Source organism: Azospirillum sp. TSH100 (genome assembly GCF_004923295.1).
Taxonomy (GTDB): Bacteria; Pseudomonadota; Alphaproteobacteria; order Azospirillales; family Azospirillaceae; genus Azospirillum.
Window position 1 is genome coordinate 2,281,942 of sequence record NZ_CP039634.1, and the last position, 23,168, is coordinate 2,305,109.

Annotated in this window: 27 protein-coding genes; 10 read left to right on the forward strand and 17 right to left on the reverse strand. The window is 66.8% G+C overall.

Annotation, left to right across the window (positions count from 1 at the left end; genetic code table 11):
* Positions 1 to 58 precede the first annotated feature (58 nt).
* Together pdhA and E6C72_RS10780 are read right to left on the reverse strand one after the other, a co-directional pair.
* On the reverse strand, positions 59 to 1,078 hold the full coding sequence (pdhA, locus tag E6C72_RS10775) for a pyruvate dehydrogenase (acetyl-transferring) E1 component subunit alpha (protein ID WP_109085486.1): 1,020 nt from the start codon (positions 1,076 to 1,078) through the stop codon (positions 59 to 61).
* 190 nt (positions 1,079 to 1,268) lie between these two features.
* On the reverse strand, positions 1,269 to 1,640 hold the full coding sequence (locus E6C72_RS10780; RefSeq protein ID WP_199228730.1) for a septum formation initiator family protein: 372 nt from the start codon (positions 1,638 to 1,640) through the stop codon (positions 1,269 to 1,271).
* A gap of 357 nt (positions 1,641 to 1,997) precedes the next feature.
* On the opposite strand from E6C72_RS10780, the gene E6C72_RS10785 reads away from it, so the two are divergent.
* Positions 1,998 to 2,309 (forward strand): hypothetical protein, encoded by a 312-nt coding sequence (locus tag E6C72_RS10785; protein ID WP_109085487.1) that lies wholly within the window; start codon positions 1,998 to 2,000, stop codon positions 2,307 to 2,309.
* 47 nt (positions 2,310 to 2,356) lie between these two features.
* On the opposite strand, the gene modC is transcribed toward E6C72_RS10785, so the two are convergent.
* The 3 genes from modC to modA are packed head-to-tail and all read right to left on the reverse strand — an operon-like array spanning position 2,357 to position 4,996.
* The gene (gene modC, locus E6C72_RS10790; RefSeq protein ID WP_109085488.1) at positions 2,357 to 3,478 is read right to left on the reverse strand and encodes a molybdenum ABC transporter ATP-binding protein; all 1,122 of its coding nucleotides are present in this window, start codon (positions 3,476 to 3,478) and stop codon (positions 2,357 to 2,359) included.
* Between the two features lie 2 nt (positions 3,479 to 3,480).
* On the reverse strand, positions 3,481 to 4,176 hold the full coding sequence (modB, locus tag E6C72_RS10795; protein WP_109085489.1) for a molybdate ABC transporter permease subunit: 696 nt from the start codon (positions 4,174 to 4,176) through the stop codon (positions 3,481 to 3,483).
* 10 nt (positions 4,177 to 4,186) lie between these two features.
* Positions 4,187 to 4,996 (reverse strand): molybdate ABC transporter substrate-binding protein, encoded by an 810-nt coding sequence (gene modA / locus E6C72_RS10800; RefSeq protein WP_109085490.1) that lies wholly within the window; start codon positions 4,994 to 4,996, stop codon positions 4,187 to 4,189.
* 227 nt (positions 4,997 to 5,223) lie between these two features.
* Here modA and rpe point away from each other — a divergent pair, with 227 nt between their 5' ends.
* Entirely contained in the window at positions 5,224 to 5,877 is a 654-nt protein-coding gene (gene rpe, locus E6C72_RS10805; RefSeq protein WP_085089452.1) for a ribulose-phosphate 3-epimerase, read from the forward strand.
* A 228-nt stretch (positions 5,878 to 6,105) separates the two neighbouring features.
* Positions 6,106 to 6,363: a GlsB/YeaQ/YmgE family stress response membrane protein gene (locus tag E6C72_RS10810; protein ID WP_109085491.1), complete on the forward strand. Its 258-nt coding sequence runs from the start codon at positions 6,106 to 6,108 to the stop codon at positions 6,361 to 6,363.
* Between the two features lie 91 nt (positions 6,364 to 6,454).
* Here the strand turns inward: E6C72_RS10810 and E6C72_RS10815 are convergent, their stop codons facing one another.
* The 3 genes from E6C72_RS10815 to E6C72_RS10825 form a co-directional block, all read right to left on the reverse strand.
* A complete protein-coding gene (locus E6C72_RS10815) occupies positions 6,455 to 7,255 on the reverse strand; it encodes a PhyR family response regulator anti-anti-sigma factor (RefSeq protein ID WP_109085492.1) in 801 nt (266 codons plus the stop codon).
* A 214-nt stretch (positions 7,256 to 7,469) separates the two neighbouring features.
* Positions 7,470 to 8,042: a thermonuclease family protein gene (locus tag E6C72_RS10820; RefSeq protein WP_109085493.1), complete on the reverse strand. Its 573-nt coding sequence runs from the start codon at positions 8,040 to 8,042 to the stop codon at positions 7,470 to 7,472.
* A complete protein-coding gene (locus tag E6C72_RS10825; RefSeq protein ID WP_247875664.1) occupies positions 8,020 to 8,751 on the reverse strand; it encodes an SOS response-associated peptidase in 732 nt (243 codons plus the stop codon). Before E6C72_RS10825 ends, E6C72_RS10820 begins: the two co-directional genes overlap by 23 nt.
* Positions 8,752 to 8,951: 200 nt before the next feature.
* Here E6C72_RS10825 and E6C72_RS10830 point away from each other — a divergent pair, with 200 nt between their 5' ends.
* Positions 8,952 to 11,282 (forward strand): xanthine dehydrogenase family protein molybdopterin-binding subunit, encoded by a 2,331-nt coding sequence (locus tag E6C72_RS10830; protein WP_109085495.1) that lies wholly within the window; start codon positions 8,952 to 8,954, stop codon positions 11,280 to 11,282.
* Positions 11,283 to 11,456: 174 nt separating this feature from the next.
* Positions 11,457 to 12,155 (forward strand): EAL domain-containing protein, encoded by a 699-nt coding sequence (locus E6C72_RS10835; RefSeq protein ID WP_247875665.1) that lies wholly within the window; start codon positions 11,457 to 11,459, stop codon positions 12,153 to 12,155.
* Here the strand turns inward: E6C72_RS10835 and E6C72_RS10840 are convergent.
* Entirely contained in the window at positions 12,086 to 12,706 is a 621-nt protein-coding gene (locus E6C72_RS10840; protein WP_109085497.1) for a GNAT family N-acetyltransferase, read from the reverse strand. The two genes, E6C72_RS10835 and E6C72_RS10840, sit on opposite strands and share 70 nt — an antisense overlap.
* A 90-nt stretch (positions 12,707 to 12,796) precedes the next feature.
* On the opposite strand from E6C72_RS10840, the gene cysQ reads away from it, so the two are divergent.
* The 4 genes from cysQ to rnhA are packed head-to-tail and all read left to right on the forward strand — an operon-like array spanning position 12,797 to position 15,888.
* Entirely contained in the window at positions 12,797 to 13,573 is a 777-nt protein-coding gene (cysQ, locus tag E6C72_RS10845; RefSeq protein WP_109085498.1) for a 3'(2'),5'-bisphosphate nucleotidase CysQ, read from the forward strand.
* A complete protein-coding gene (locus E6C72_RS10850) occupies positions 13,570 to 14,403 on the forward strand; it encodes a ferritin-like domain-containing protein (RefSeq protein WP_109085499.1) in 834 nt (277 codons plus the stop codon). The genes cysQ and E6C72_RS10850 overlap by 4 nt, the downstream gene beginning before the upstream one ends.
* Before the next feature lie 13 nt (positions 14,404 to 14,416).
* Entirely contained in the window at positions 14,417 to 15,415 is a 999-nt protein-coding gene (locus tag E6C72_RS10855) for a homoserine kinase (RefSeq protein ID WP_109085500.1), read from the forward strand.
* Positions 15,412 to 15,888, forward strand: coding sequence for a ribonuclease HI (gene rnhA / locus E6C72_RS10860; protein ID WP_109085501.1), 477 nt, complete (start codon positions 15,412 to 15,414; stop codon positions 15,886 to 15,888). The genes E6C72_RS10855 and rnhA overlap by 4 nt, the downstream gene beginning before the upstream one ends.
* Positions 15,889 to 15,927: 39 nt before the next feature.
* Here the strand turns inward: rnhA and E6C72_RS10865 are convergent, their stop codons facing one another.
* The 3 genes from E6C72_RS10865 to E6C72_RS10875 all read right to left on the reverse strand — a co-directional run bounded on the left by E6C72_RS10865 (position 15,928) and on the right by E6C72_RS10875 (position 19,100).
* The gene (locus E6C72_RS10865) at positions 15,928 to 16,410 is read right to left on the reverse strand and encodes a peroxiredoxin (RefSeq protein ID WP_109085502.1); all 483 of its coding nucleotides are present in this window, start codon (positions 16,408 to 16,410) and stop codon (positions 15,928 to 15,930) included.
* 158 nt (positions 16,411 to 16,568) lie between these two features.
* Positions 16,569 to 16,922, reverse strand: coding sequence for a zinc ribbon domain-containing protein YjdM (locus E6C72_RS10870; protein WP_109085619.1), 354 nt, complete (start codon positions 16,920 to 16,922; stop codon positions 16,569 to 16,571).
* Positions 16,923 to 17,012: 90 nt separating this feature from the next.
* Positions 17,013 to 19,100 carry a protein-disulfide reductase DsbD gene (locus tag E6C72_RS10875; protein WP_109085503.1) on the reverse strand — a complete coding sequence of 696 codons (2,088 nt, stop codon included), beginning with the start codon at positions 19,098 to 19,100 and terminating at the stop codon, positions 17,013 to 17,015.
* 196 nt (positions 19,101 to 19,296) lie between these two features.
* Here E6C72_RS10875 and E6C72_RS10880 point away from each other — a divergent pair, with 196 nt between their 5' ends.
* Positions 19,297 to 19,887: a YqgE/AlgH family protein gene (locus E6C72_RS10880; protein WP_109085504.1), complete on the forward strand. Its 591-nt coding sequence runs from the start codon at positions 19,297 to 19,299 to the stop codon at positions 19,885 to 19,887.
* A gap of 24 nt (positions 19,888 to 19,911) precedes the next feature.
* Here E6C72_RS10880 and moaE read toward each other — a convergent pair whose 3' ends face one another.
* The 5 genes from moaE to mobB form a co-directional block, all read right to left on the reverse strand.
* A complete protein-coding gene (gene moaE, locus E6C72_RS10885; RefSeq protein ID WP_109085505.1) occupies positions 19,912 to 20,364 on the reverse strand; it encodes a molybdopterin synthase catalytic subunit MoaE in 453 nt (150 codons plus the stop codon).
* Positions 20,365 to 20,368: 4 nt separating this feature from the next.
* Positions 20,369 to 20,620, reverse strand: coding sequence for a molybdopterin converting factor subunit 1 (gene moaD / locus E6C72_RS10890; protein WP_109085506.1), 252 nt, complete (start codon positions 20,618 to 20,620; stop codon positions 20,369 to 20,371).
* A gap of 10 nt (positions 20,621 to 20,630) precedes the next feature.
* A complete protein-coding gene (glp, locus tag E6C72_RS10895; protein ID WP_109085507.1) occupies positions 20,631 to 21,884 on the reverse strand; it encodes a gephyrin-like molybdotransferase Glp in 1,254 nt (417 codons plus the stop codon).
* Between the two features lie 70 nt (positions 21,885 to 21,954).
* Positions 21,955 to 22,626 carry an HAD hydrolase-like protein gene (locus E6C72_RS10900; protein ID WP_109085508.1) on the reverse strand — a complete coding sequence of 224 codons (672 nt, stop codon included), beginning with the start codon at positions 22,624 to 22,626 and terminating at the stop codon, positions 21,955 to 21,957.
* 38 nt (positions 22,627 to 22,664) lie between these two features.
* Complete coding sequence (mobB, locus tag E6C72_RS10905; protein WP_109085509.1) at positions 22,665 to 23,165, reverse strand: molybdopterin-guanine dinucleotide biosynthesis protein B; 501 nt, start codon at positions 23,163 to 23,165, stop codon at positions 22,665 to 22,667.
* Positions 23,166 to 23,168 lie beyond the last annotated feature (3 nt).

Below are 23,168 nucleotides of genomic sequence, written 5' to 3' on the forward strand. Positions count from 1 at the left end.
CCCTCTGGCGCCGCTCCTGCTTTTCGTTGACGTCAGGACCAGACGGTGGATTCGACGATCAAGTCTCGACCAGGATGTCGGTCCACAGTTCCGACGGATCGGGCTCGGGGCTCTGCTGCGCGAACTCGGCCGATTCGGTGACGATCGCCTTCACCTCGCGATCGATCTCCTTCAGCTTGTCCTCGTCGACGAGGCCGCCGCCCAGCAGCTTGGACTTCAGCTGGTCGATGGGATCGGATTCCGACCGCATCTTCTCGACCTCCTCCTTCGTCCGGTACTTGGCCGGATCGGACATGGAGTGGCCGCGGTAGCGGTAGGTCTTCATCTCCAGGATGACCGGGCCGTTGCCTTCGCGGATGTAGTTCACCCACTTGTCGGCGGCGGCCTTCACCTCGAGCACGTCCATCCCGTTGACCTGATAGCCGGGGATGCCGTAGGCGGCGCCGCGCTGGTGCAGTTCGCCGGCCGAGGCGCGCTCCTGCGAGGTGCCCATGGCGTACTTGTTGTTCTCGATGACGAACAGCACCGGCAGCTTCCAGAGAGCCGCCATGTTGAAGCTCTCGTACACCTGGCCCTGGTTGATGGCGCCGTCGCCGCAATAGACCGCGGAGACGCCGCCGTCATTGAGGTACTTGTGCGAGAAGGCCAGGCCGGTGCCGAGCGGGACCTGCCCGCCGACGATGCCGTGGCCGCCGTAGAAGTTCTTCTCGCGGCTGAACATGTGCATCGAGCCGCCCTTGCCCTTGGAGTAGCCCCCAATGCGGCCGGTCAGCTCGGCCATCACGCCCTTGGCTTCCATGCCGCAGGCCAGCATGTGGCCGTGGTCGCGGTAGCTGGTGATGACGTCGTCGCCCTCTTTCAGGGCGGCCTGCACGCCGACGACGACGGCTTCCTGGCCGATGTAAAGATGGCAGAAGCCGCCGATCAGGCCCATGCCGTACAGCTGGCCCGCCTTTTCCTCAAAGCGGCGGATCAGCAGCATCTCGCGGTAGTAATGAAGAAGCTCTTCGGAAGAGACGGCTTGAACGGGCGCGGTGTCGGTCTGCGCCTTGGTGGAACGGCGTCGGGACGCGGCCATGATTCCTCCCCAGGGTTCAAGCGGCAAGGTCTTTTAAATCCCCTGCCGCCGCGCGTTGCGGGCATGCGAGAGCCCGCACCGGAAGCGAATATGGCGCGCACAGTACACGAGCTTGATGATACGCGCAAACGTCTGTTTTTGCAGCGCTATTTTAGATTAACCGCGATTCGGTTAATCAGCTGATTTCCCCTTACTTCTGCTGGTTGACCCCTTCCTGGTCGGCCAGCTTGGGCAGCTTCACGATGACGTCGCGCGGATTTGAAAAATTCAGCATCAGCCGCGCCCGCTCCTCCAGCATGTCGCGGTCCAACCCGTCGCCGCGCAGCAGCTGGGCGCGGCGCTCCATATCCTCCCGCTCGGTGCGGAGCTGGTTGAGGACCCCTTCGGCCTGGGCGATCTCCCCCTGGATCTGCTTCATCGCCACCAGCCCGCGGTCGCCATGGACCGCATAGTAGGCGAAGTAGGCGACCACGCAGGCGCACAGCGCCGGCATGATGGCTTGGCGGAGCGCGCTTTTGGCGGCGCGGGCGAGCGTGTCGGTGAAATCGGCGATCATCGTCATGGTGGAACGATGGAATCACAGCGACTTTCCACCGGTCAAACGAAAAAGATGGAACAGGCAAGTCGCAAAAGGTTCGTGTTCTTTGCGCAACCCAGTAATGGGTATCCGTCACGCCCAAGCCACAAGTCGCCAGGGTGTTCCCGTTAAGTTCCTGCCAGTCACTGGAACGGAACCACCGGCCGTAAACCCGCTCATCGGCACAGACACCCACCCGGCATAGTACCAAGGTGGATGGAATGAAACCGGCGGTGGCGTGTTTGGACGCGTACGGCGTCGCCGGTTCCCTACCGAGTCTGTTTCGTACTCGTACAACAGGTCTCGCCGATGGCGCCGCCCACTGGCTGAGGAGCAACACTCATGCGCAGCAAGTTTCTGATCGTGGCCCTGCCCGCCCTGCTTCTGGGGCTGACCGCCTGCGATGATCACAACGCCCAGAACTCCAACGCGGCAAACCAGACCAACCCGACCACCAGCAGCGGGTCGAGCAGCGGCTCCACCACCGTCCCGCCGCCCTCGACCGGCGTTCCCGTTCAGGGCGGCACCTCCGGCAACTCCATGAACGAGACCAGCGGCGCCACCCGCACCCTGCCCGGCGGCTCGACTGCCGGTGGATCGGCGGGCGGTGGCGCCAGCACCGGCGGGTCGGCAACTCCGTCTGGCGGCCAATAACGGATGCAAACCGGCCCCTCCCCGAACAGTGGCGAGGGGCCGCCCGTTCAAACGTCCACCACCCGACCGCGCCGGTCGGATGCTACACCGCTGGTCTCCGGCTCGAAGGCGATGCCCTTGACCAGCGCCACCACCTCGCGTCCGGGCGCCAGTTCGAGTTCGCGCACAGCCGCACGGGTGATGCGCGCGATCAGGAACGCCCCACCCACCGCCAGCCGCACATCGGCGGAGGACGGTCCGGCTTCCGCCACCTCCACCACTTTGGCGGTCAGCGCGTTGCGCAGACTGACGCCGGCCAGCGGATGCAGGGCGACGATCACGTCGCGGGCGTGGATGTGCAGCCGCACCGCGGTACCGGGCGCGCGGTCGATCTGCGGCACGGTCAGCCGTCCGCCGTCGAAGGCCAGCACCGACAGCCCATCCTCCGGAACATGACGCTCGACCGTCAGGTCGAGTACGGCACCGGCATCCTGGGCACCGGTGACGGCCGACAGATCCAGCCGCCCCATCACCGTCCCGACCGGGCCGGCCGCCCGCACGCTGCCCTCCGCGATCAGCACCATGGTGGTGGCAAGCCGCACCACCTCGTCCAGTGCGTGGCTGACCAGGACGATGGGTATGTTCATCTCGTCGCGCAGCCGCTCGATGTACGGCATGATCTCCGCCTTGCGGGCAGCGTCGAGCGAGGCCATCGGTTCGTCCATCAGCAGCAGGCGCGGTTGCGCCAGCAGGGCACGTCCGAAGGCGACCCGCTGCTTCTCGCCACCTGACAGGCCGCGTGGCCGCCGGTCCAGCAGATGACCGAGCCCCAGCAGGTCCACCACCGGAGGGAGAGCGATGCGCCGTTCCGAAACGGGAACGCGGCGCAGGCCGTACTCCAGATTGCTGCGGACGGTCATGTGCGGAAACAGGCGCGAGTCCTGGAACACATAACCGACGCGCCGCTTCTCCACCGCCACGTCGATGCGCCGCGCACTGTCGAAGAACACGGTGTCGCCGACGCGGATATGCCCCTCGTCGGGCCGCGTCAGTCCGGCGATCGCGTTGATGACCGACGTCTTGCCCGAACCGGAGCGGCCGAACAGCGCCGTCACTCCGCGCTCTTCGGCGGTGAAGGCGATGTCGAGCGTGAAGGCGCCAAGTCTCTGGCGGATTTGCAGGTCCAGCATGGTCAGACCTGCCCGATCAGGCGGCGGACCCGGTTCGCCAGGACTTCCGACAGCATCAGCGCCAGCAGCGCCACGGCGAAGGAGATCGCCGCCAACCGCGCCGCCACGGCATCGCCGCCCGGTTCCTGCGTCGCGGCATAGATCGCCAGCGGCAGGGTCTGGGTCTTGCCGGGGATGTTGGACACGAAGGTGATGACCGCCCCGAACTCGCCCATCGCCGCGGCGAAGGCGACGATGGCACCGGACAGCAGTCCAGGCGCCATCAGCGGCAGCAGTATGGAGAAGAAGCGGTCGACCGGCCCGGCGCCCAGTGTGCGCGCCGCCGCCTCCAACCCGCCGTCGATGGCCTCGACCGACAGGCGGATCGCCCGCACCATCAGCGGAAAGGAGGTCACCGCCACGGCCAGGGACGCTCCTTCCGCCGTGAAGATCAGCTTGATCCCGAAGGTCTGGTAGAGCCAGCCGCCGACCACCCCCTTGGTGCCCATCGTCACCAGCAGGATGTAGCCGGTGACCACAGGCGGCAGGACCAGCGGCAGATGGACAAGCCCATCGAGCAGCGTCTTGCCCGGGAAGGAATAACGGCCGAGCACCCAGGCGGCGAGCACGGCGGCCGGCAATCCCAGCGCGATGGCGACACCCGCGACACGCAGGCTCAGCAGCAACGCGGTGGTCTCCATCGGCGTCAGGATATCCATGCAGCGGAGCTTACGGTGCTTTGGGCGCCGGAACGAAGCCGAATTCCTTCCATACCGTCATGCCATCCGGCGACTTCATGAAGTCGAGGAAGGCTGCGGCGGCCGGGTTCTTCGACGATGCCACCTGCGCCGCCGGATAGGTGATCGGCGGATAGCTGTCGGGCGGGAAGGCCGCGGCGACCTCCACCCCCGGATCGACGGCGGCATCGGTGCGATAGACGATACCGACCGGCACCTCGCCGCGGCTGACCAGCACCAGGGCGGCGCGCACGCTGTCGGCCCGCGCCAGCTTCGGTTCGACCGCCGTCCACTGGCCCAGCTTCTCCAGCGCCGCCTTGGCGTACTTCCCGACCGGAACGTTCGACGGGTCGCCGGTGGCGAGCCGGCCATCACCCAACTGGTCCGCCAGCTTGCCGCCCTTCGACAAGTCCGGCTTCAGCGTCGAGCCCTTCGGCACCACCACCACCAGTTCGTTGCCCAGCAGATTCACCCGGCTGGCGGTCTGGATCAGGTTGCGCTGCTGAAGATAGTCCATCCAGTCAAGATCGGCAGAAATGAAGATGTCGGCCGGCGCACCATTCTCGATCTGCTTGGCCAGCGCCGACGAGGCGGCGAAAGAAGAGGTTACGGAACTCCCGGTCTTCGCCTTGAACTGGGATGCCAGCTTTTCCACCGCGTTCTTGGTGGAGGCCGCCGCAAGAACCAACACATCCTGGGCCATTGCCGCCGGTGCCGCGAGTGTCAGCCCGACGGCCAGAATGGCCGCCGACACCGTAGCCCTGAACCGGTCGCCACCCAAAGCCTCACGCATCCCAACCATAGCCATCTCCTGCCAAGTTCGACGCTTTACCTATATTCAAACGGATACAGCGCTTCGCAATTGCGGTAAAGCGCAAACGGCCTGGCTGACGCTGAAACCACAGTCTCCACGCCTGTCGGGCGTTCACATCATGTCATGACTTGGCTCACAGGCCCGTGATAGGAAGTGCAGCGATTCGGACCGGTTCCAAACCTGCTCCCTTGCCCCTCCCGCACCAGGAAAGCCCCATGCGCGCCGTTAAGATTTCCCCCTCGATTCTCTCCGCCGATTTCGCCCGGCTGGGCGAGGAGGTCCGCGCGGTCGATGCCGCCGGCGCCGACTACATCCACATCGATGTGATGGACGGCCATTTCGTGCCCAACCTGACCATCGGGCCGGGTGTGGTGAAGGCGCTGCGTCCGCATTCCGCCAAGGTCTTCGACGTCCACCTGATGATCTCGCCTGTTGACCTGTTCATTCCCGATTTCGCCAAGGCCGGTGCCGACATCATCACCGTCCATCCGGAAGCCGGACCGCATCTGCACCGGACCATCCAGCTGATCAAGTCGCTGGGCAAGAAGGCCGGCGTGTCGCTGAACCCGGCGACGCCGGTGGATGCGATCCAGCATGTGCTGGAGGACATCGACCTCGTCCTGGTGATGACGGTGAATCCCGGCTTCGGCGGCCAGAGCTTCATCAAGAGCCAACTTCCGAAGATCCGCGACCTGCGCGCCCGCATCGATGCGCTGGGCAAGCAGATCGACCTTGAGGTGGACGGCGGCATCAACCCGGAGACCGCGCGTCTGGCGATCGAGGCCGGCGCCGACGTGCTGGTGGCCGGCACCGCCACCTTCACCGGCGGTCCGGAGCAGTATGCCGCGAACATCCGCGCCCTGCGCTAACGGCACTGCATCAGGCACAGGTTCCGCCGGAAACGCCACGGCCCCGCTCGCATTCCTTCGGGAGGCTGCGGGGCCGCTTTCGTTTCTGCCGGGTGGGTCCGCTGCACCGCAAGAGCGACGATCCGAAAGATACATTCGCCCAAAAGATCCTCCGGAACTGAGAACCAAATCCCTCTTTGCCCGTTATTGGGCATGGGAAGACGGTCCCGCAACGGAAGGGAAATCACCATGGGCATTCTCTGGACGATCATCATCGGCTTTCTCGCCGGCATCGTCGCCAAGTTCCTGATGCCGGGTCGCGATCCGGGTGGCTTCATCATCACCACCCTGCTGGGCATCGCCGGCGCCTTCGTGGCCACCTATCTGGGGGCTGCCGTCGGTTGGTACCGGCCGGGCGAGGGTGCGGGCTTCATCGGTGCCATCGTCGGCGCAATCATCATCCTGGCCATCTACCGTATGATCGTCGGCCGCCGCACGACGGTGTAAGCGCGGTTCAGAGACACGCCGGCCAGAAAGCCGGAAATGAGAAGGGACCCCGGACCACCGGCGGTCCCTTTCTCATGCCGAATGGAGAGCGTCAGACCAGCGCCACCGGCTGCGGCATGAAGATGGCACGCGAGATGGCGGCCTGGATGCCGGCGTTGGTGAAGGGCTTGCGAACGATCTGCCCCAGATGGCGGGCATCGCGGGCCAGAATGTCGTCGTCGAAGGCGGTGACGAAGATGGTGCGCAGATCGCGCACCCGCCTCAGCCGCCGCGCGATCTCGATCCCGCTGCCGCCGTCGGCCAGGCGTACATCCAGCAGCGCGAGTGTCGGCTTCTCCGCCTTCAGCAGGGCCAGCGCCTCCGACTCGTTGCCGGCGGTGCCGCAGACGACATGACCCATCTCGGCGACCAGAGCACCCAGCTCCATCGCCAGCAGGGCATTGTCCTCCACCACCATCACCCGCTGTACCATGGCGCCACGCACGCGGGTCCGGGCGGCCTTCAGCCGCTCTATCGCCTCCCCCACGCGCAATTGCAGCACCTTCGCCGCCTGCGGCAGCGTCAGTCCCTCCAGCGCCGTCAGCAGATACAGCCGGCGGTCCGGTTCTGGCAGTTCGGCGAGCGCCCGCTCGATGGGATGGGGTGACGGCAGCGGCCGGCCGGGCGTGCCGAATTCCTCCAGCCGGTCGAACAGCAGATTGAGCAGGGCATAGAGCGACAGACGGGCGCCATCGCCGCCACGGTCCAAGCCGAAGCGTGAGGGCGCCATCGCCGCCGCCTCGACACAGCGGGTCACCAGCGCGTCGCCACGGTCGGTGGCACCGGTCAATGCCCGCGCGTAGCGGCGCAGGACCGGAACCACCTCGAACAGTTCACATTCGTAGACCAGCATACCCGTGACTCCGCTCCCCGATGGGAGTTGCCGCTCTTGAATCGCGCCTCTCGAACCGTCCAGCGGGGAAATGCAACAGCCCACCGGATCATGCCGGGCTGCGGGCTCCGAAAACCGTACGTCGTCTTTGCCGAATCCTACCACGCCCGGCGGGCCGGTCGAATGGGAAATGGGGGTGCCGGACGCTGGCGACCAGCCGGGTGGCAACAGGGGTTCATTTCGCGGTCTGACGGATCTGCCGGCTGCGCCATTGCCAGGGCTTCTCCACCTGCCCGGCCCACAGCCCCAGCCGCTTGCTCTGGGCATAGGCCTCGCTCTTCTGGTAGGCCGGCGACAGGCTGGCATATTGAAACGCCCAGCCGCGCGCGACCATCGCAGCGCCCAGATCGACGCCGCGCACCCGGCACTCGCCCTTCTTCTCGCCGGTGCGGTCCTGTTCCGTCACGGTGCAGGTCACCTCCTCGCCCTTCACCATGTTTGCCAGCACGGCAGTGGCGATCTTGAAGCAGTCCAGTTCGTGCCCGTAGCGGTTCTTGCACTTCTGCCCCGGATCCGGCGCGTCGATGCCCATCAGCCGCACCGCCGTGCCGTTGACGGTCAGCAGGTCCCCCTCCACCGCCATGGCGGAACCCTTGATGGTCTGGTCCGGGGTATTGACGATCGGGCCGCGGCTCTTGGCGGACTGGTTGGTCTGCGCCAGGGCCGCGGCGGTCGGGGCGGCAAGGATGAGCGCCGCAAGGACTGGAACCACCCTCAGCTTGGTTTCAGAACAGGCTCGGCTGGTCATCGCCCCTGTCTTTCGCCTTGGTCGCCTCGATCTCCTGCGGCGGATCGAGGCAGGAACTGTCGTCGTTGCGGACGCTGTTTACCTTCGGCCCGACCGGAACCACGTCCAGCCACTCCTCCGGCGCGGAGCGGATCAGCCGCTCGACCACCGGCAGAGGGGGCGCCGGATCCAGCCACGTGTCCCAATCGGCGGGGTCGAGCACCACCGGCATGCGGTCATGCAGGAAGGAGAGCGTGGCGTTGGTCGCCGTCGTCACCACCGTCGCCGTCTCCAGCGGCGGGTCGAGCGGCGGCGCCCCCTTCGGCCCGCGCCAGCGCTCCCACAGTCCGGCCAGCGCGAACAGGCCGCGGTCGCGGCGGCGGATGACGTGGCCCTGCTTGCGCGGCTTCGCCCCCTCTCCGACACTGGTCCATTCATAGAAGCCGTCGAGCGGGATCAGGCAACGGCGCCTGCGGAAGGCATCGCGGAAGGCGGGCTTGTCGGCAACCGATTCACCGCGCGCGTTGATCATCCGTCCGCCGATCGCCGGATCGTCAGCCCAGGGCGGCACCAGCCCCCATCGGACCATCGCCAGATGGCGGCCGTCCTCCTCGCGGCGGATGACGGGGATCTCCTGGGTCGGCGCGACGTTCCACCGCGGCATCAGGTTCGGCCGCTCCCGAACGCCGAACGCGCGCTCGATCTCGTTGATCGGGGTGGTGAGAAGCATGCGTCCACACATGTCGTGCAATATGGTCCTTGCCGACCCCATGCGCCAGCCGCATTCCCCGACTTCGGTGCGTTCGGCCAACAATCCTTGCAGCGGACAACCGTCACCCATGCCACCCGTCGGGGTTTCCCTGACGCTTAAGCCGGCCTATCTTCGCCATGCACAACAATCGCATCGAACCGGAAGGCGGGAGTTAACCCATGAAGTTCGGCATCGGACAGGCGGTTCCGCGCACCGAAGACGCCCGGTTGCTGACCGGCGGCGGCCGCTACACCGACGACGTGTCTCTTCCCGGCCAGGCCTATGCGGCCTTCGTCCGCTCGCCCCACGCCTTCGCCGCCATCGGCGCCATCGATGCGTCGGACGCGCTGGCCCAGCCCGGCGTGCTGGCCGTCTACACCATCGCAGACCTCGACGCCGAGAGGATCGGCATGATTCCCTGCCAGGCGGCGCTGAAGCAGCGCGACGGCTCCAACTACGTCCAGACGCCGCGCCCGGCGCTGGCCCGCGGCTTCGCCCGCCATGTCGGCGATCCGGTCGCCATGGTGGTGGCGGAAACGCTGGAGGCCGCCCGCGAGGCGGCCGAACTGGTGATGGTCGATTACGAGGACCGCCAACCCGTCACCGGAACGCTGGAGGCGCTGGAGCCCGGCCGTCCGCTGGTGTGGGACGAGGCGCCGAACAACCTCTGTTTCGACTGGGACACCGGTGACGAGGCCGCGGTGGAGGCCGCGCTGGCAGGTGCCCATCGCGTCGTCGAACTGGAACTGGTCAACAACCGTGTCGTCGCCAACCCGATGGAAGGCCGCGCCTGCGTCGCCGGTGTGGAATCGGGTGCCGACGGCGGTCCCGGCCGACTTCTGATCTACGTCACCAGCCAGGGCGTTCACGGCCTGCAGAAGCAGTTCGCCAAGATCCTGAACGAACCGGACTCGCGCATCCGCGTGCTGACCACCGATGTCGGCGGCGGCTTCGGCATGAAGCTGTTCAACTATCCGGAATATGTCGCCTGCCTGTTTGCCGCCCGCCGGCTGAACCGCGCGGTGAAGTGGGCGGCCGATCGCATCGAGGGCTTCATCAGCGACGACCATGGCCGCGACCATGTCAGCAGGGCGCGGCTGGCGCTGGATGCCGACGGGCATTTCCTGGGCCTGCGGGTCGACACCGTCGCCAATCTTGGCGCGTACCTCTCCAACTACGGTCCCTTCATCCCGACCGATGCCGGGTCGGCGATGCTGGTCGGCTCCTACAGGACGCCTGCCGTCTATGTCCGGGTGAAGGGCGTCTTCACCAACACCCAGCCGGTGGACGCCTATCGCGGCGCCGGCCGGCCGGAAGCGGCCTATCTGCTGGAACGGCTGATCGACCATGCCGGCCGGGTGACCGGCCTCGGCCCGGCGGAGATCCGGCGGCGCAACTTCATCCCGGCCAGCGCCATGCCCTACGCCACGCCGATGGGGCAGGTCTATGACACCGGCGAATTCGTCCAGAATCTGGAGGACGGCCTGATTCTCGCCGACATGGCAGGACTGCCTGCCCGCAAGGCCGAGGCGAAGGCCCGCGGCAAGCTGCGTGGCGCCGGCCTCGCCACCTACATCGAGGCCTGCTCGGGCGGCGGGCCGGAGCAGGCGACCGTCCAGGTAAACGGTGACGGCAAGGTGGTGCTGATGATCGGTACCCAGACCAACGGCCAGGGCCACGAGACCGCCTACAAGCAGATCCTCGCCGACCGGCTGGGCGTTCCGCCTGAAGATGTCGAGGTGGTGCAGGGCGACACCGACCGCGTCAGTTGGGGCTCCGGCACCGGCGGTTCCCGCTCCGTCCCGGTCGGTGGTTCGGCATTGGCGGAGGGAGCAGCCAAGGTGGTGAAGGCAGCGACCAGCGTCGCCGCCGACCTGCTGGAGACAGCCGAGGTGGATGTCGAGTTCACCGATGGCCGCTTCACCATCGTCGGTACCGACCGCTCGGTGTCGCTGAAGGAGGTCGCTGCCAAGGCGGCGACGGACGGCGGCGTCGCCTTCTCCGAGATGGCGCGCTGGACCCCGCCGGCCAGCACCTTCCCCAACGGCTGCCATATCGCGGAGGTGGAGATAGACCCCGCCACCGGGATCGTCGAGGTGCTGCGCTACAGCGTCGTCGACGATTTCGGCACCGTTATCAACCCCATGCTTGTGATCGGCCAGATCCATGGCGGCGTCGCCCAGGGTCTGGGCCAAGCCTTGCAGGAGCGGGTCGTGTTCGATCCCGACAGCGGCCAGCTGCTGTCCGGCTCATTCATGGACTATCAGATGCCGCGCGCGGTCGACATGCCGCCGATCGAGGTGAAGCTGAACAGCGTGCCCAGCACCACCAACATGCTTGGCATGAAGGGTGCCGGCGAAGCCGGAGCGATCGGCGCACCACCAGCCATCATCAACGCGGTGGTCGATGCGCTGTCCGATCTCGGCATCACCCACATCGACATGCCGGCGACGCCGGAAGCGGTGTGGTTGGCGATTCGCAATGCCGAAACCCGGATGGCCGCGGAATAAGGGAAAGTCCTAGTCGGAAGGTGTGGCTCTTGCCACACCTCCGGCGGATGAAATCCATGGCAATATCGATTACCTAAAGGTGGAGCTTCTTGATCTGACGGGGGTATGGCGATGGCGTTTGGCGACGGTGGATGCGGCGGTCAATGTGCGGACCGTCTCGAACTGGACTTCACGATGGCATTCCAGCCGATCGTCGATGTCGCCAACGGCGGCGTCTGGGCGCATGAGGCCCTGGTGCGCGGGACGCAGGGCCAAGGAGCCGGCTGGGTTTTGGGTCAGGTTACCGACGCCACCCGCTATGCCTTCGACCAGTCCTGCCGCATCAAGGCCATCGAACTGGCTTCATCCCTGCCGATGAACGGCGCCCGCCTGTCGATCAACTTCCTGCCGAACGCCGTCTACAAGGCGGAGGCCTGCATCCGCGCGACGCTGGCCGCCGCCGGTCGCACCGGATTTCCCACCGACCGCATCATCTTCGAGGTGACGGAGAACGAGCGGGTGGTGGACCACGACCACCTGAAAAGCATCTTCAACGAGTACAAGCGCCAGGGCTTCCTGACCGCCATCGACGATTTCGGCTCCGGCTATTCCGGATTGAACCTGCTGGCCGAATTCCAGCCCGACATCATCAAGCTGGACATGGAACTGACCCGCAACATCGACACCGAGCGGGCACGGCGCAGCATCGTCAAGGCCATCCTGCTGGTTTGCGAGGATCTCGGCATCACTCCCATCGCCGAAGGGATCGAGACGGCCGAGGAAGCCAAGACTCTGCGCGATCTGGGTGTGAACCTGATGCAGGGCTACCTGTTCGCCAAGCCGGCCTTTGAAGCGGTGGTGACCAATCCGGAACTGACGATGCTGGCGGCCTGAGCCCGCACTGGCGCGGTCATGTAGCTCATCCCCCCGCCATAGCTCGCCAGCTTGGCCTCCAGCGCCGGCCCGCCGTCCAGATAGGGCGTGAAGCCGACCCGGTCCCAGTAGCTCCGCGCCGTCGGGGTCGAGGTCAGCGCCAGCCATCGCCAGCCCTCCCGCGCCGCCAGCCCATGCGCATAGCCCAGCACCGCAGTCCCAAGACCTGTGCCGCGGGAGTCCGGCAGCAGGGCGATGTCATGCAGATAGAGGCAGTCGGCATTGGCCGGCAGGCCGCCCAGCGGCGTGTCGAGCGGCGGCGGAACGCCCATCCTGCCCGGATGCATGACGCCGTAACCGATGACTTTGCCGCGGCATTCCGCCACACGGCAGCCGGCAGGGTAGAGCGCCAGCCTCTCCTCGAAAACACTGCGCTCCTCTGGGTAGGCCGGATGCACGATGTCCGCGATGGCAAGAATCCGGTTGAGATCGGCTGCGGTCATAGCACGCCATACGGCCGATGCGCCGCCGCCCTCCACCCGCTCACCCTCCGGCTGTAACCCGGCCGTCATCCGCCTTCTCCGTTCCGCACCCGTTCAAGAGCTTCCGGCCCGCCATCGGGCACGGTATGCTGACTCTTCATACCATAGGGAGAGCACCCCATGCCCGATGCCGCTGTGGCGAGCCTGCTGCCGACGGTCCGCACGATCGCCCACGAGGCCGGTCAGGTCATCCTGCGCTTCTACAACGACGGCATCGACGTCGCCACCAAAGTCGACGGCAGCCCGGTGACGCAGGCCGATCAGGCGGCGGAAGCGGTGATCGTCCCGGCGCTGCACCATCTGCTGCCCGGCGTCCCGGTGGTTGCGGAAGAGGCGATGGCCGCGGGCCACAAGCCCGATATCTCCGGCGGCCGCTTCTGGCTGGTCGATCCGCTCGACGGCACGAAGGAGTTCATCTCCCGCAACGGTGAATTCACGGTCAACATCGCACTGATCGAGAATGGTGCACCGGTGCTGGGCGTCGTCTATGCCCCCGCGACCGGCGACATGTACGCGGCGGCCGGTCCCGGCACCGCCGTCCATTGCGCGGAAGGGCGGCACGACCATCCCATCGCCGTCCGCAATCCGCCGGCCGACGGGCTGACCGTCGTCGCCAGCCGCTCCCACGGCAGCGGCTCGGTGCTGGAGGATTTCCTCGGCAGCTATGCGGTCAAGGACCGTGTGTCCTGCGGCAGTTCACTGAAGTTCTGCACGGTGGCGAGCGGCAAGGCCGACCTCTACCCGCGCTTTGGACCGACCAGCGAGTGGGACACCGCTGCCGGGCATGCCGTGCTGATCGGCGCCGGCGGCCGGGTGGAGCAGCCGGACGGCTCGCCGCTGGTCTATGGCAAGGACGACATCCTGAACCCCCACTTCGTCGCCTACGGCTGGAAATGACCGCGTCCGTATCGTGCCTGGGTGACGCGGCGACCGCGGTGCTGACCACCGCGGTGCCGCTGGAGAAAGTGCGCCTGACCCGCCTTCACGCCGCCGCGTGGCGCGACGGTCTTCTGTCGCCCGACGTGCCGAAACCCCCGCCCGACCGCCCTGCCCGTCCCGACCGGCCGGAACTGAAGCTGCCCCGCGACATGCCCAAGCGCGGGCGTGGCGGCAGCGCCCAGAACCGCATCGCCCTGCTGCATGCGCTGGCGCACATCGAACTGAACGCCATCGACCTCGCCTGGGACATCGTCGCCCGATTCGCGCCTCTCGGTCTTCCGAAGGGCTTCACCGATGACTGGATCCAGGTCGCCGATGACGAAGCGCGGCATTTCCAGATGCTGGAGACCCGGCTGAACGCTCTGGGCTCCAGCTACGGCGACCTGCCGGCCCATGATGGGCTGTGGCAGGCGGCGACGGAGACCGCTCACGACCTCGCCGCCCGGCTGGCGGTGGTGCCGATGGTGCTGGAGGCGCGCGGCCTGGACGTGACGCCGGAGACCGTGCGCCGTCTGCGTGATTTCGGCGACGGCGAGAGCGCCGACCTGCTCCAGATCATCCATGACGAGGAGATCGGCCACGTCGCCGCCGGCCGCCGCTGGTTCGTCCATCTCTGCGCCGAGCGCGGGGCTGAGCCGGTCACTCTCTGGCAGGATCTGGTGGGGCGTCATTTCCGCGGCGGGTTGAAGCGTCCCTTCAACACCGCCAGCCGGCAGCTGGCCGGCTTCGGCCCGGAATATTACGAGCCGATCACTCCCGAAATTGACCGCAGGCCGGAAACCCGGTAAGGCGCTGGACATCATGGCCGTATACACCGAAGTCACCGACGAGGATCTCAGCACCTTCGCCGCCCAGTACGATCTGGGCGCGGTGCTGTCGTGCAAGGGCATCGCGGAGGGGGTGGAGAATTCCAACTTCCTTTTGGTGACCGAACGCGGACCCTACATCCTGACGCTCTATGAGAAGCGCACGCGGAAGGAGGATCTGCCCTTCTTCCTTGGCCTGATGGAGCATCTGGCGGACAAGGGCATCGCCTGCCCGCTGCCGGTGGCGGGACGCGACGGCGTGGCCCTGCGCGAGCTGTGCGGCCGTCCGGCGGTGATCGTCACCTTCCTTGCCGGCATGTGGCCGCGCCGGATCATGCCGCAGCATTGCGCCCAGCTGGGCGAGGCTCTGGCCCGCCTGCATCTGGCGGTCGGCGACTTCCGCATGGAACGGCCGAACGCCCTGGCCCTGCCGGGCTGGAAGGACCTGTTCGCCAAATCCGCCGAGCGTGCCGATGAGGTGGCGCCCGGCCTGCGCGCGACGCTGGAAACGGAACTGGCGGCGTTGGAGGCCAACTGGCCGGTCGGCCTGCCGGCGGGCGTCATCCATGCCGACCTGTTCCCGGACAATGTGTTCTTCCGCGGCGACAGCCTGTCCGGCCTGATCGACTTCTATTTCGCCTGCAATGACTTCTTCATCTACGACGTGGCGATCTGCATCAACGCCTGGTGCTTCGAGATCGACGGCTCGTTCAATGCCACCAAGGCGCGGCTGCTGCTGTCGAACTACCGCAAGGTCCGGTCACTGTCCCGCGAAGAACTGGACGCCCTGCCCTGGCTCTGTCGCGGCAGCGCCGTGCGCTTCCTGCTTACCCGCCTGTATGACTGGCTGAACCATCCGCCGGGCGCCTTCGTGCGGCCGAAGGATCCGCTGGAATATCTGCGCAAGCTGCGTTTCCACCAGTCGGTCCGCGGCCTGGGCGACTATTTCCTTGACGATTCGGACCTCGACGACTCCAGGACGGGCGGGCAATGACCGACGAGCCCAGCCCGACCGATGCCGGCCGCAAGACCGTCGACATCTTCACCGACGGTGCCTGCAGCGGCAACCCAGGCCCCGGCGGCTGGGGCGCCATCCTGCGCTATGGCGAGGTGGAAAAGGAACTTTATGGCGGAGAGCCGGCGACCACCAACAACCGCATGGAGCTGATGGCCGCCATCATGGCGCTGGAGGCCCTGAAGAAGCCGGTGACCGTCCGCCTCTTCACCGACAGCGAATATGTCAAGAACGGTATCACCAAGTGGATCCATGGCTGGAAGGCCAAGGGCTGGGTGACCGCCGACCGGAAGCCGGTGAAGAATGTCGACCTGTGGCAGCGCCTGGAAGAGGCGAAGCGCCAGCACCAGATCGAGTTCCACTGGGTCCGCGGCCACGCCGGCCATCCCGAGAACGAACGCGCCGACGAACTGGCCCGGCGCGGTGTCGCCGACGTGCGGGCGCGGGGATGAAGGTTGCCCTCTCCCGGCTTGGGAGAGGGCAACGCACACTCAAAGCTTTTCCAGCACCGCTTCGGCCGAAGACACCTCGAACTTGCCGGGGGCTTCGACAGCGACGTGCGTGACCTTGCCGTCTTCCGCCACCAGGGCGAAACGCTGGCCGCGGGTGCCGAGGCCGTAGCCGGAACCGTCCATGGTCAGGCCAAGGGCAGTGGTGAAGGTGGCGTTGCCGTCCGGCAGCATCGCAACCTTGTCGCCGACAGCGCCCTTTTCACCCCAGGCGCGCATCACGAACGGATCGTTGACCGCCAGGCAGATGATGCAGTCGACGCCCTTCGCCTTCAGTGCGTCGGCCTGTTGGACGAAGCCCGGTAGATGCTTGGCGGAGCAGGTCGGGGTGAAGGCGCCGGGGACCGAGAACAGGACGACCTTCTTGCCCTTGAACAGCTCGTCCGTCGTGACTTCCTGCATGCCGTTGTCGGTCAGCCACTTCAGCGTGACGGACGGAATGGTATCGCCAACCTGGATGCTCATGGTCTCTAACCCTTCCGGTTTTTCGGTTTTGCCCGATTCTGGGTTTGGCCCGTTTTCGGGTCCGGCCGGACCCTCGTTGCGGAGTCCGGCCCTGCATCCCTTCTATCCCTCGCTGCGGGCAGCCGCAAGGCGTGGCTGACCGGACGGCACAACCGGAATCACGCCTTCTTGACGAATTCCGACTTGAGGTTCATCGCACCGATGCCGTCGATCTTGCAGGCGATGTTGTGCCCGTCGGCGCCATCGACCAGACGGATGTTCTTCACCTTGGTCCCGCCCTTGACCACAAGCGACGATCCCTTGACCTTCAGGTCCTTGATGACGGTGACGCTGTCGCCGTCGGCCAGCGGGTTGCCGTTGGCGTCGCGCACGCCCTGACCGGCTTCGGCATCGGTGGCGGCCGCTGCCGTGTCGGGGTTCCATTCATGCCCGCAGTCGGGGCAGTTCCACAGGCTGCCGTCATTGTAGGCGTTTTCGGAGTTGCACTGCGGGCAGTTGATCTGATCGTCCATCATCGTCCTCATGGCGCGGGAGAAACTCCCGGAAACGCCCTGTTACCGCAGAATAGCCGCAACAGCCATAGGCCTTTTCCGGAAACCCGGTCAGGACGCCTTGTCCGTTCCCTTGCCCGCCGCCTTTTCCAATGCCTCCAGCACAGCGCCTTCGCTCAGCAGTTCAGGCAGGGCGATGCCCTCCGGCGCGCCGGGACCGTAGACGATGTTGAAAGGAATGCCGTAGCGGCCGTGATCGGACAGGAATTTGGCGATCGCCGCGTCCGGCCGGGTCCAGTCGGCGCGCATTGCCACGATGTTCGGATCGTCCATCCGCTGGGCGGCCCCGCCGCGATTCAGCACCAGCTTCTTGTTCGCCTGACAGGTGATGCACCAATCGGCGGTGACATCGACGAAGACGGTCCGGCCGGATGCGACATGGTCACGGATCGCCGCTTCGGCGAAGGGAACCCAGCGCGCCTTGGATTCCCCAACCACCGGTGCCGCGCCGGCAGATGGACCGACCGCCGCCGGCATGGCGAAGGCGGCAACCGCCAGCACGCCCGCCAGCGCAGGCCCGGCGGTTCGTGCCGCGCCCCGCCCGCTGCGCCCCACCCACAGCGCCAGAACCAGCGCAGCCATCAGCAGCCCGACCGTGGCAGCGGCAACCTCGCCGATCTGCACGGTCAGCACCGACAGCAGCCAAAGCGCGGTCAGCATGAGCGCGAAACCCAGCACCATCTTCAGTGTCGCCATCCAGCGCCCCGGACGCGGCAGCCATCCGGCCACCTGCGGCCACGCCGCCACCGCCAGATAGGGCAGCGCCAGTCCGACGCCCAGCGTCGCGAAGATCGCATAGATCTCCACCGGTCCCTTGGACAGCGCGAATCCCACCGCCGTGCCCAGGAAGGGCGCCGAACAGGGGGTCGCCAGCAAGGTGGCGAACATGCCGGTGGCGAATGGCCCGGCCAGCCCGTTGCCGCCCAGCCGGTCGGCCAGGATGCGCGGTAGCGGCACCTCGAACAATCCCCACAGATTGGCGGAGAACAGGGTGACCAGCACGACCATGAAGACCAGGAACAGCGGCTGCTGGAACTGGATGCCCCAGCCGACCGCCCCGCCCGCCGCCTTGATGCCGACCAGCACCGACGCCATCAGCAGGAAGGAGGTGAGGATGCCGGCCGCACTCGCCAGGAAGCCGGCGCGCACAGCGGCCGGCGCCCGACCACCATGCTTGACCACAGACATCAGCTTCAGGGACAGCACCGGCAGCACGCAGGGCATCAGGTTCAGGATCAGCCCGCCCAGCAGCGCCGCCCCCAGCATCGCCACCAGCCCGGCGCCACCGGAAACCGACGCCGCGCCCCCGACCGCCGCCGTGGCAGGAGCCTCCACCGCCTTGTCGCCGTCGACCAGGGTCAACGTCAAAGCCCGCCCGGTCAGGTCGAGGCCCGGCGGCGGATCGGTTACCGCCAGGGTCATGCGGACATGGCGGTCATTGTCGGAGAAGACCGTCTTGGGGGCCGAGAAGGTCAGCGGCGGATCTGTTTCCACGAACAGGTCGGGGGAGACGAAGCCGTCGGCGGCGGTCGCCTCGACCTCCAGCGCCGCCCCGTTTCCGTGAACGGAGTCGATCCGCAGCAGGCCGTTCGGTCCCCTCGGAACCAACGCCAGCGCCCGCGCAACGTCGTTGGCAACCTCGCTGGGTCCGGCCGGTCCGGCCGGCAACGCCAGAGCGAGTTCCAGCGTCTGCGGCACACAGATCTCCGAACAGACCAGCAGTTCGGCGGTCAGTGCCAGATCAACCGGCTTGCCGAGCGTTGCCGGCCTGCCCTGGATCGGGAACAGAACGGCGGTGTCGTAGCCGGCCGTCTCGAATCCCAGCACGGAGAATCGGTGCGGCGCCGGATAGGACAGCGTCGCCTCGCCCAGGTTGGCCGACCGGCTCCAATCCAGGCGCGGCGCGAATCCGGCATCGCCGGGGGAGCGCCAATAGGTCTTCCACCCAGGCTCCAGCCGCAGTTCCAGCCCGAGCGGCAGCGCCGTCAGATCGCCGGTGCCGCGCACCGCCGACACCAGCCGCGCCTCCACCGGCCCCGCCTTCGACCAGGATCCAACCGCATCCTGGGCGAAAACGGGAGCAGCACCGCCGGCCAGCACAGCCAGAAGCAGCAGGAGGGTGAGGGCATGTCTTTTCATCGCGCGCACTGTTCTCTATCCCGGGAAGGGGCGCACACGCGTCCCCGACACCCTATATGATAGCCCATATAATGGTGACAAAGCTCGGCCGGTGCTGTCACACTCCGGTGAAAAGCGTCGCCAGAGCGCCAACCACAACCGACCGTACGGACGGAGGCGGTCTTCCGCACCGGACCGACGACAAGGATTATCGCCCATGCCGCGCCTGACCAAGTCTCCGGACTCCAAGACCACGGAATCGCTGACCGGCCAGCTGCTGATCGCCATGCCCGGAATGGAGGACCCACGTTTCCAGCGTACGGTCATCTATGTCTGCGCCCACAATGAGGATGGCGCAATGGGTCTGGTGGTGAACCGGCTGTTCGGGTCGATCACCTTCGAGGATCTGCTGGAACAGCTCGACATGGACATCGCACAGCCGATTCACAACCTGCCAGTGCATTACGGCGGCCCGGTCGAGTCGGGCCGCGGCTTCGTCCTGCATTCGACCGACTATGTCCGCGACGGCACGCTGGTGGTGAACGACGACGTGGCGCTGACCGCCACCATCGACATCCTGCGCGCCATCTCCGAAGATCGCGGACCGCGCCGCAACCTGCTGCTGCTGGGTTATGCCGGCTGGGGGCCGGGCCAGCTGGACGCCGAGTTCCAGGCCAATGGCTGGCTCAACGTACCCTGCGACGAGAAGTTGCTGTTCGACACCGACCTCGACGCGAAGTGGGAGCGCGCCATCGGCAAGCTGGGCGTCAGCGTCTCCATGCTGTCTGGCGAAGCCGGGCACGCCTGAACGCTCCCGACATCGCCCGACCTTTCACTCCGCCCAGCGCGCCGCCGCTGCGTCGTCGCTGTCCTTTGCCTCGACCCAGCGCTCTCCCTCCGGCGTGGCTTCGAGCTTCCAGAAGGGCGCCTTCGTCTTCAGCCAATCCATCAGGAAACGGCAGGAGTCGAAGGCCGCATCGCGATGGGCCGAGGCGGTGGCAACCATCACGATGCGGTCGCCCGGCTCCAGCCGGCCATGGCGGTGGATCACCAACACGTCATCCAGCGGCCAGCGGCGGCGCGCCTCATCTTCGATCGCTTCAAGCTGCTTTTCGGTCATGCCGGGGTAGTGTTCCAGGGTCATGGCGCTGACCGACGCACCACCGGCGATGTCACGCACCAACCCGACGAACATCGCCACCCCACCGACACTGGTGCGGCCGGCGGTGAAGGCGGCATATTCGGCGCCGACGTCGAAATCCCCGGCCTGGACGCGGATCGCCATGCCGTCAGCCCCCCGTAACCGGCGGGAACAGCGCCACCTCGTCCGTCGCGGAGATCGGGTGGTCGTAGGGCACATGCTCCTGGTTCACCGCGACCTTCACCACCTTGCTGTTGGCCAGGGCCTCCGCGTGGCGGGGGCTGCGGCTCTTCAGCCATTCGACGAGATCGCCGGCCGTGGTCACCTCCGCCGGCAGGTCCACCGTCTCGGTCGGCATCCCGATCTTGCTGCGCAGCCAGGCGAAATAGAGAATCTTCATCACGCGCCCTCTAAAGAAATTCCTTGAACGGCAGGAAATCGACGGTCATGCCGGGTTCGACCCGCGCCAGATCCTCCGGCAACTCGATCAACCCTTCGGATTCGACCAGCGACGACAGCACGCCGGCCCCGTCACGCAGGTATTTGGTCGCCACCAGCGCGCCATCCTCCGCACGGATCAGTGACCCGCGCAGAAACTCGCGCCGGCCGGGCTTTTTTTTGTGAGCGAATCCAGCGCGCACCGGAATCGGCCGCGGCGTCTCGTCCGACGCCCCCATCAGCCGCAGCAGGATCGGCCGGGCGATGCGCAGGAAGGTCACCACCACGGCGACCGGATTTCCGGGCAGTCCGACGAACACGGAATTGCGCACGCGGCCCAGCGCCACCGGCCGCCCCGGCTTGATCGCCAGCCGCCAGAAGTCGAGCCGCCCGTTCGCTTCCACCGCCGGCTTGACATGATCCTCTTCACCGGTGGACATGCCGCCGGAGGTGATCAGAGCATCATGGCTCATGGCGGCGTCCGCCAGGGCATCGCGGATGGTCTCGAACCGGTCTGGCAGGATGCCGAGATCGGTGACGGCACAGCCCAGCCGGGTCAGCAGCGCGATCAGGGCAAAGCGGTTGGCATCGTAGACGGCGCCGGGCTCCAGCGCTTGCCCCGGCTGCCGCAGTTCGTCACCGGTGGAAAAAACCGCCACTTTCAGCCTGCAGCGCACCTCAAATGCCGGAAAACCGAGCGAGGCGGCAAGCGCGATGTCCTCCGGCCGCAGGCGGCGCCCAGCCGCCAGCACCACGGAGCCTTCGCGCACATCCTCTCCCGCCAGCCGCCGGTTCACGCCACGGCGGATGCCCGCCGGCAGGGTTACGGAGGTTCCGTCACTGCGGCAATCCTCCTGCATGAAGACGGTGTCCATGCCTGCCGGCATCGGCGCGCCGGTGAAGATGCGCACCGCCTCCCCACGGACGGCCGGCCGGCCGAGCCACTGCCCGGCGGCAACCCGCGCCGTCACCGGCAGCACGGTCGGGGCATCAGCGGCGAGGTCGTCGAAGAACACGGCATAGCCGTCCACCGCGGCATTGTCGTGCGGCGGCACGTTGAAGGGCGCCACCAGATCGGCGGCGAGCACCCGGCCAAGCGCATCCGCAAGCGGCACGGCCTCGGTCGCCGTCACCGGCCACACCCGGCCAGCCAGCAGCGCCAGCGCCGGCTCCACCGCCATCATCGGCCCGCCGAAGGCGAAGCAATCATTGTCGAGTTGCACCATGGCCGCCACTCTAGTCCGTCGCGGCATCGGGTGCGAAGAGGGAAAAGGCGTGAATTCCGGGACGTGACACTCAGCCGCCGAACAGGCCAGGGATTTCCTCCACCCGCGTCAGCAGCCGGTCCGGCCGCGACGCCGCCAGGGCATCGCCACGTGTATAGCCCCAGGCAACGGCGGCGCAGTCCATGCCCACCTTCCGCGCCGCCTCGATGTCGCGCACCTCGTCACCGATGCCGACGGCATGTTCCGCCACAATCCCGGTCTTCCGCAGCATCTTGCGGAATTTGGCCGCCTTGCCGAACAGCGAGGCACCACAGCCATAATGGGCCACCAGTCCGGTGGTCTCCGCGCCCAGGATGCGGCGGATGTTCCCGACCGAGTTGGAACTGACGACGGCGACGGTCACGCCCCGGCCGTTCAACGTCCGCAACATGTCCGGGACACCGTCGAACAGCCGGATGCCGTCGATGTCGCGTGCCATCAGTTGGCGCATATGGTTGGCGATGAAGGGAAGCTTCCAGTTCGGCACCCGCAGGTGCCGCATGATCCGCCGCGCGTCATAGCCGCGAAGCTGTTCGACCTCGTCCGCCCGCACCCGATTGAAGCCATAGCGGTCGGCCACGCCGTTCAGAACATCGACGAACCAGGGGAAGGAGTCGGCCAGCGTGCCGTCGAAATCGAAGATGGCGAGACGGTAGCCGCTGCGATCGGGCGCCGGCGGCGTTGGGGAGGTTGCGATGTCCATGTCGTCTCTTGCGGCATTGGAGGGGCCAAGGCTTCGCCTCACCCCAACCCGCACCGCTCCACCACGAACGCCGCAACCGCTTCCGCGTCGTTCAGGTCCAGCACCGGCACCGGGCATCCAGGCACCGCGCCGTCGCTGGCGACCGCGACGATGGTGGGATCCTCCGGTGCGATCAGCGGCTTGTCCACATCGGCCCGCCAGATCTCGATCTTCTCGTGGCGATCCCGCTTGAAGCCCTCGATCAGCAACAGATCAACCGGACTAACCTTGCTGATCAGCTGGTCCAGCGTCAGTTCCGGCTCACCATCGCGCAACTCGTGCATCAGGGCCCAGCGGCGGGGAGAGCTGACCAGCACCTCGGTGGCCCCCGCCAGGCGATGGTTGTGGCTGTCCTTGCCGGGATGGTCGATGTCAAAGCCCTTGTGGGCATGCTTGACCGTGGAAACCCGCAAGCCCCGCCCGGTCAGCGCCGGGATCAGGCGCACCATCAGCGAGGTCTTGCCGCTGCCGCTCCAGCCGGTCAGCCCAAAGATCTTCATGTC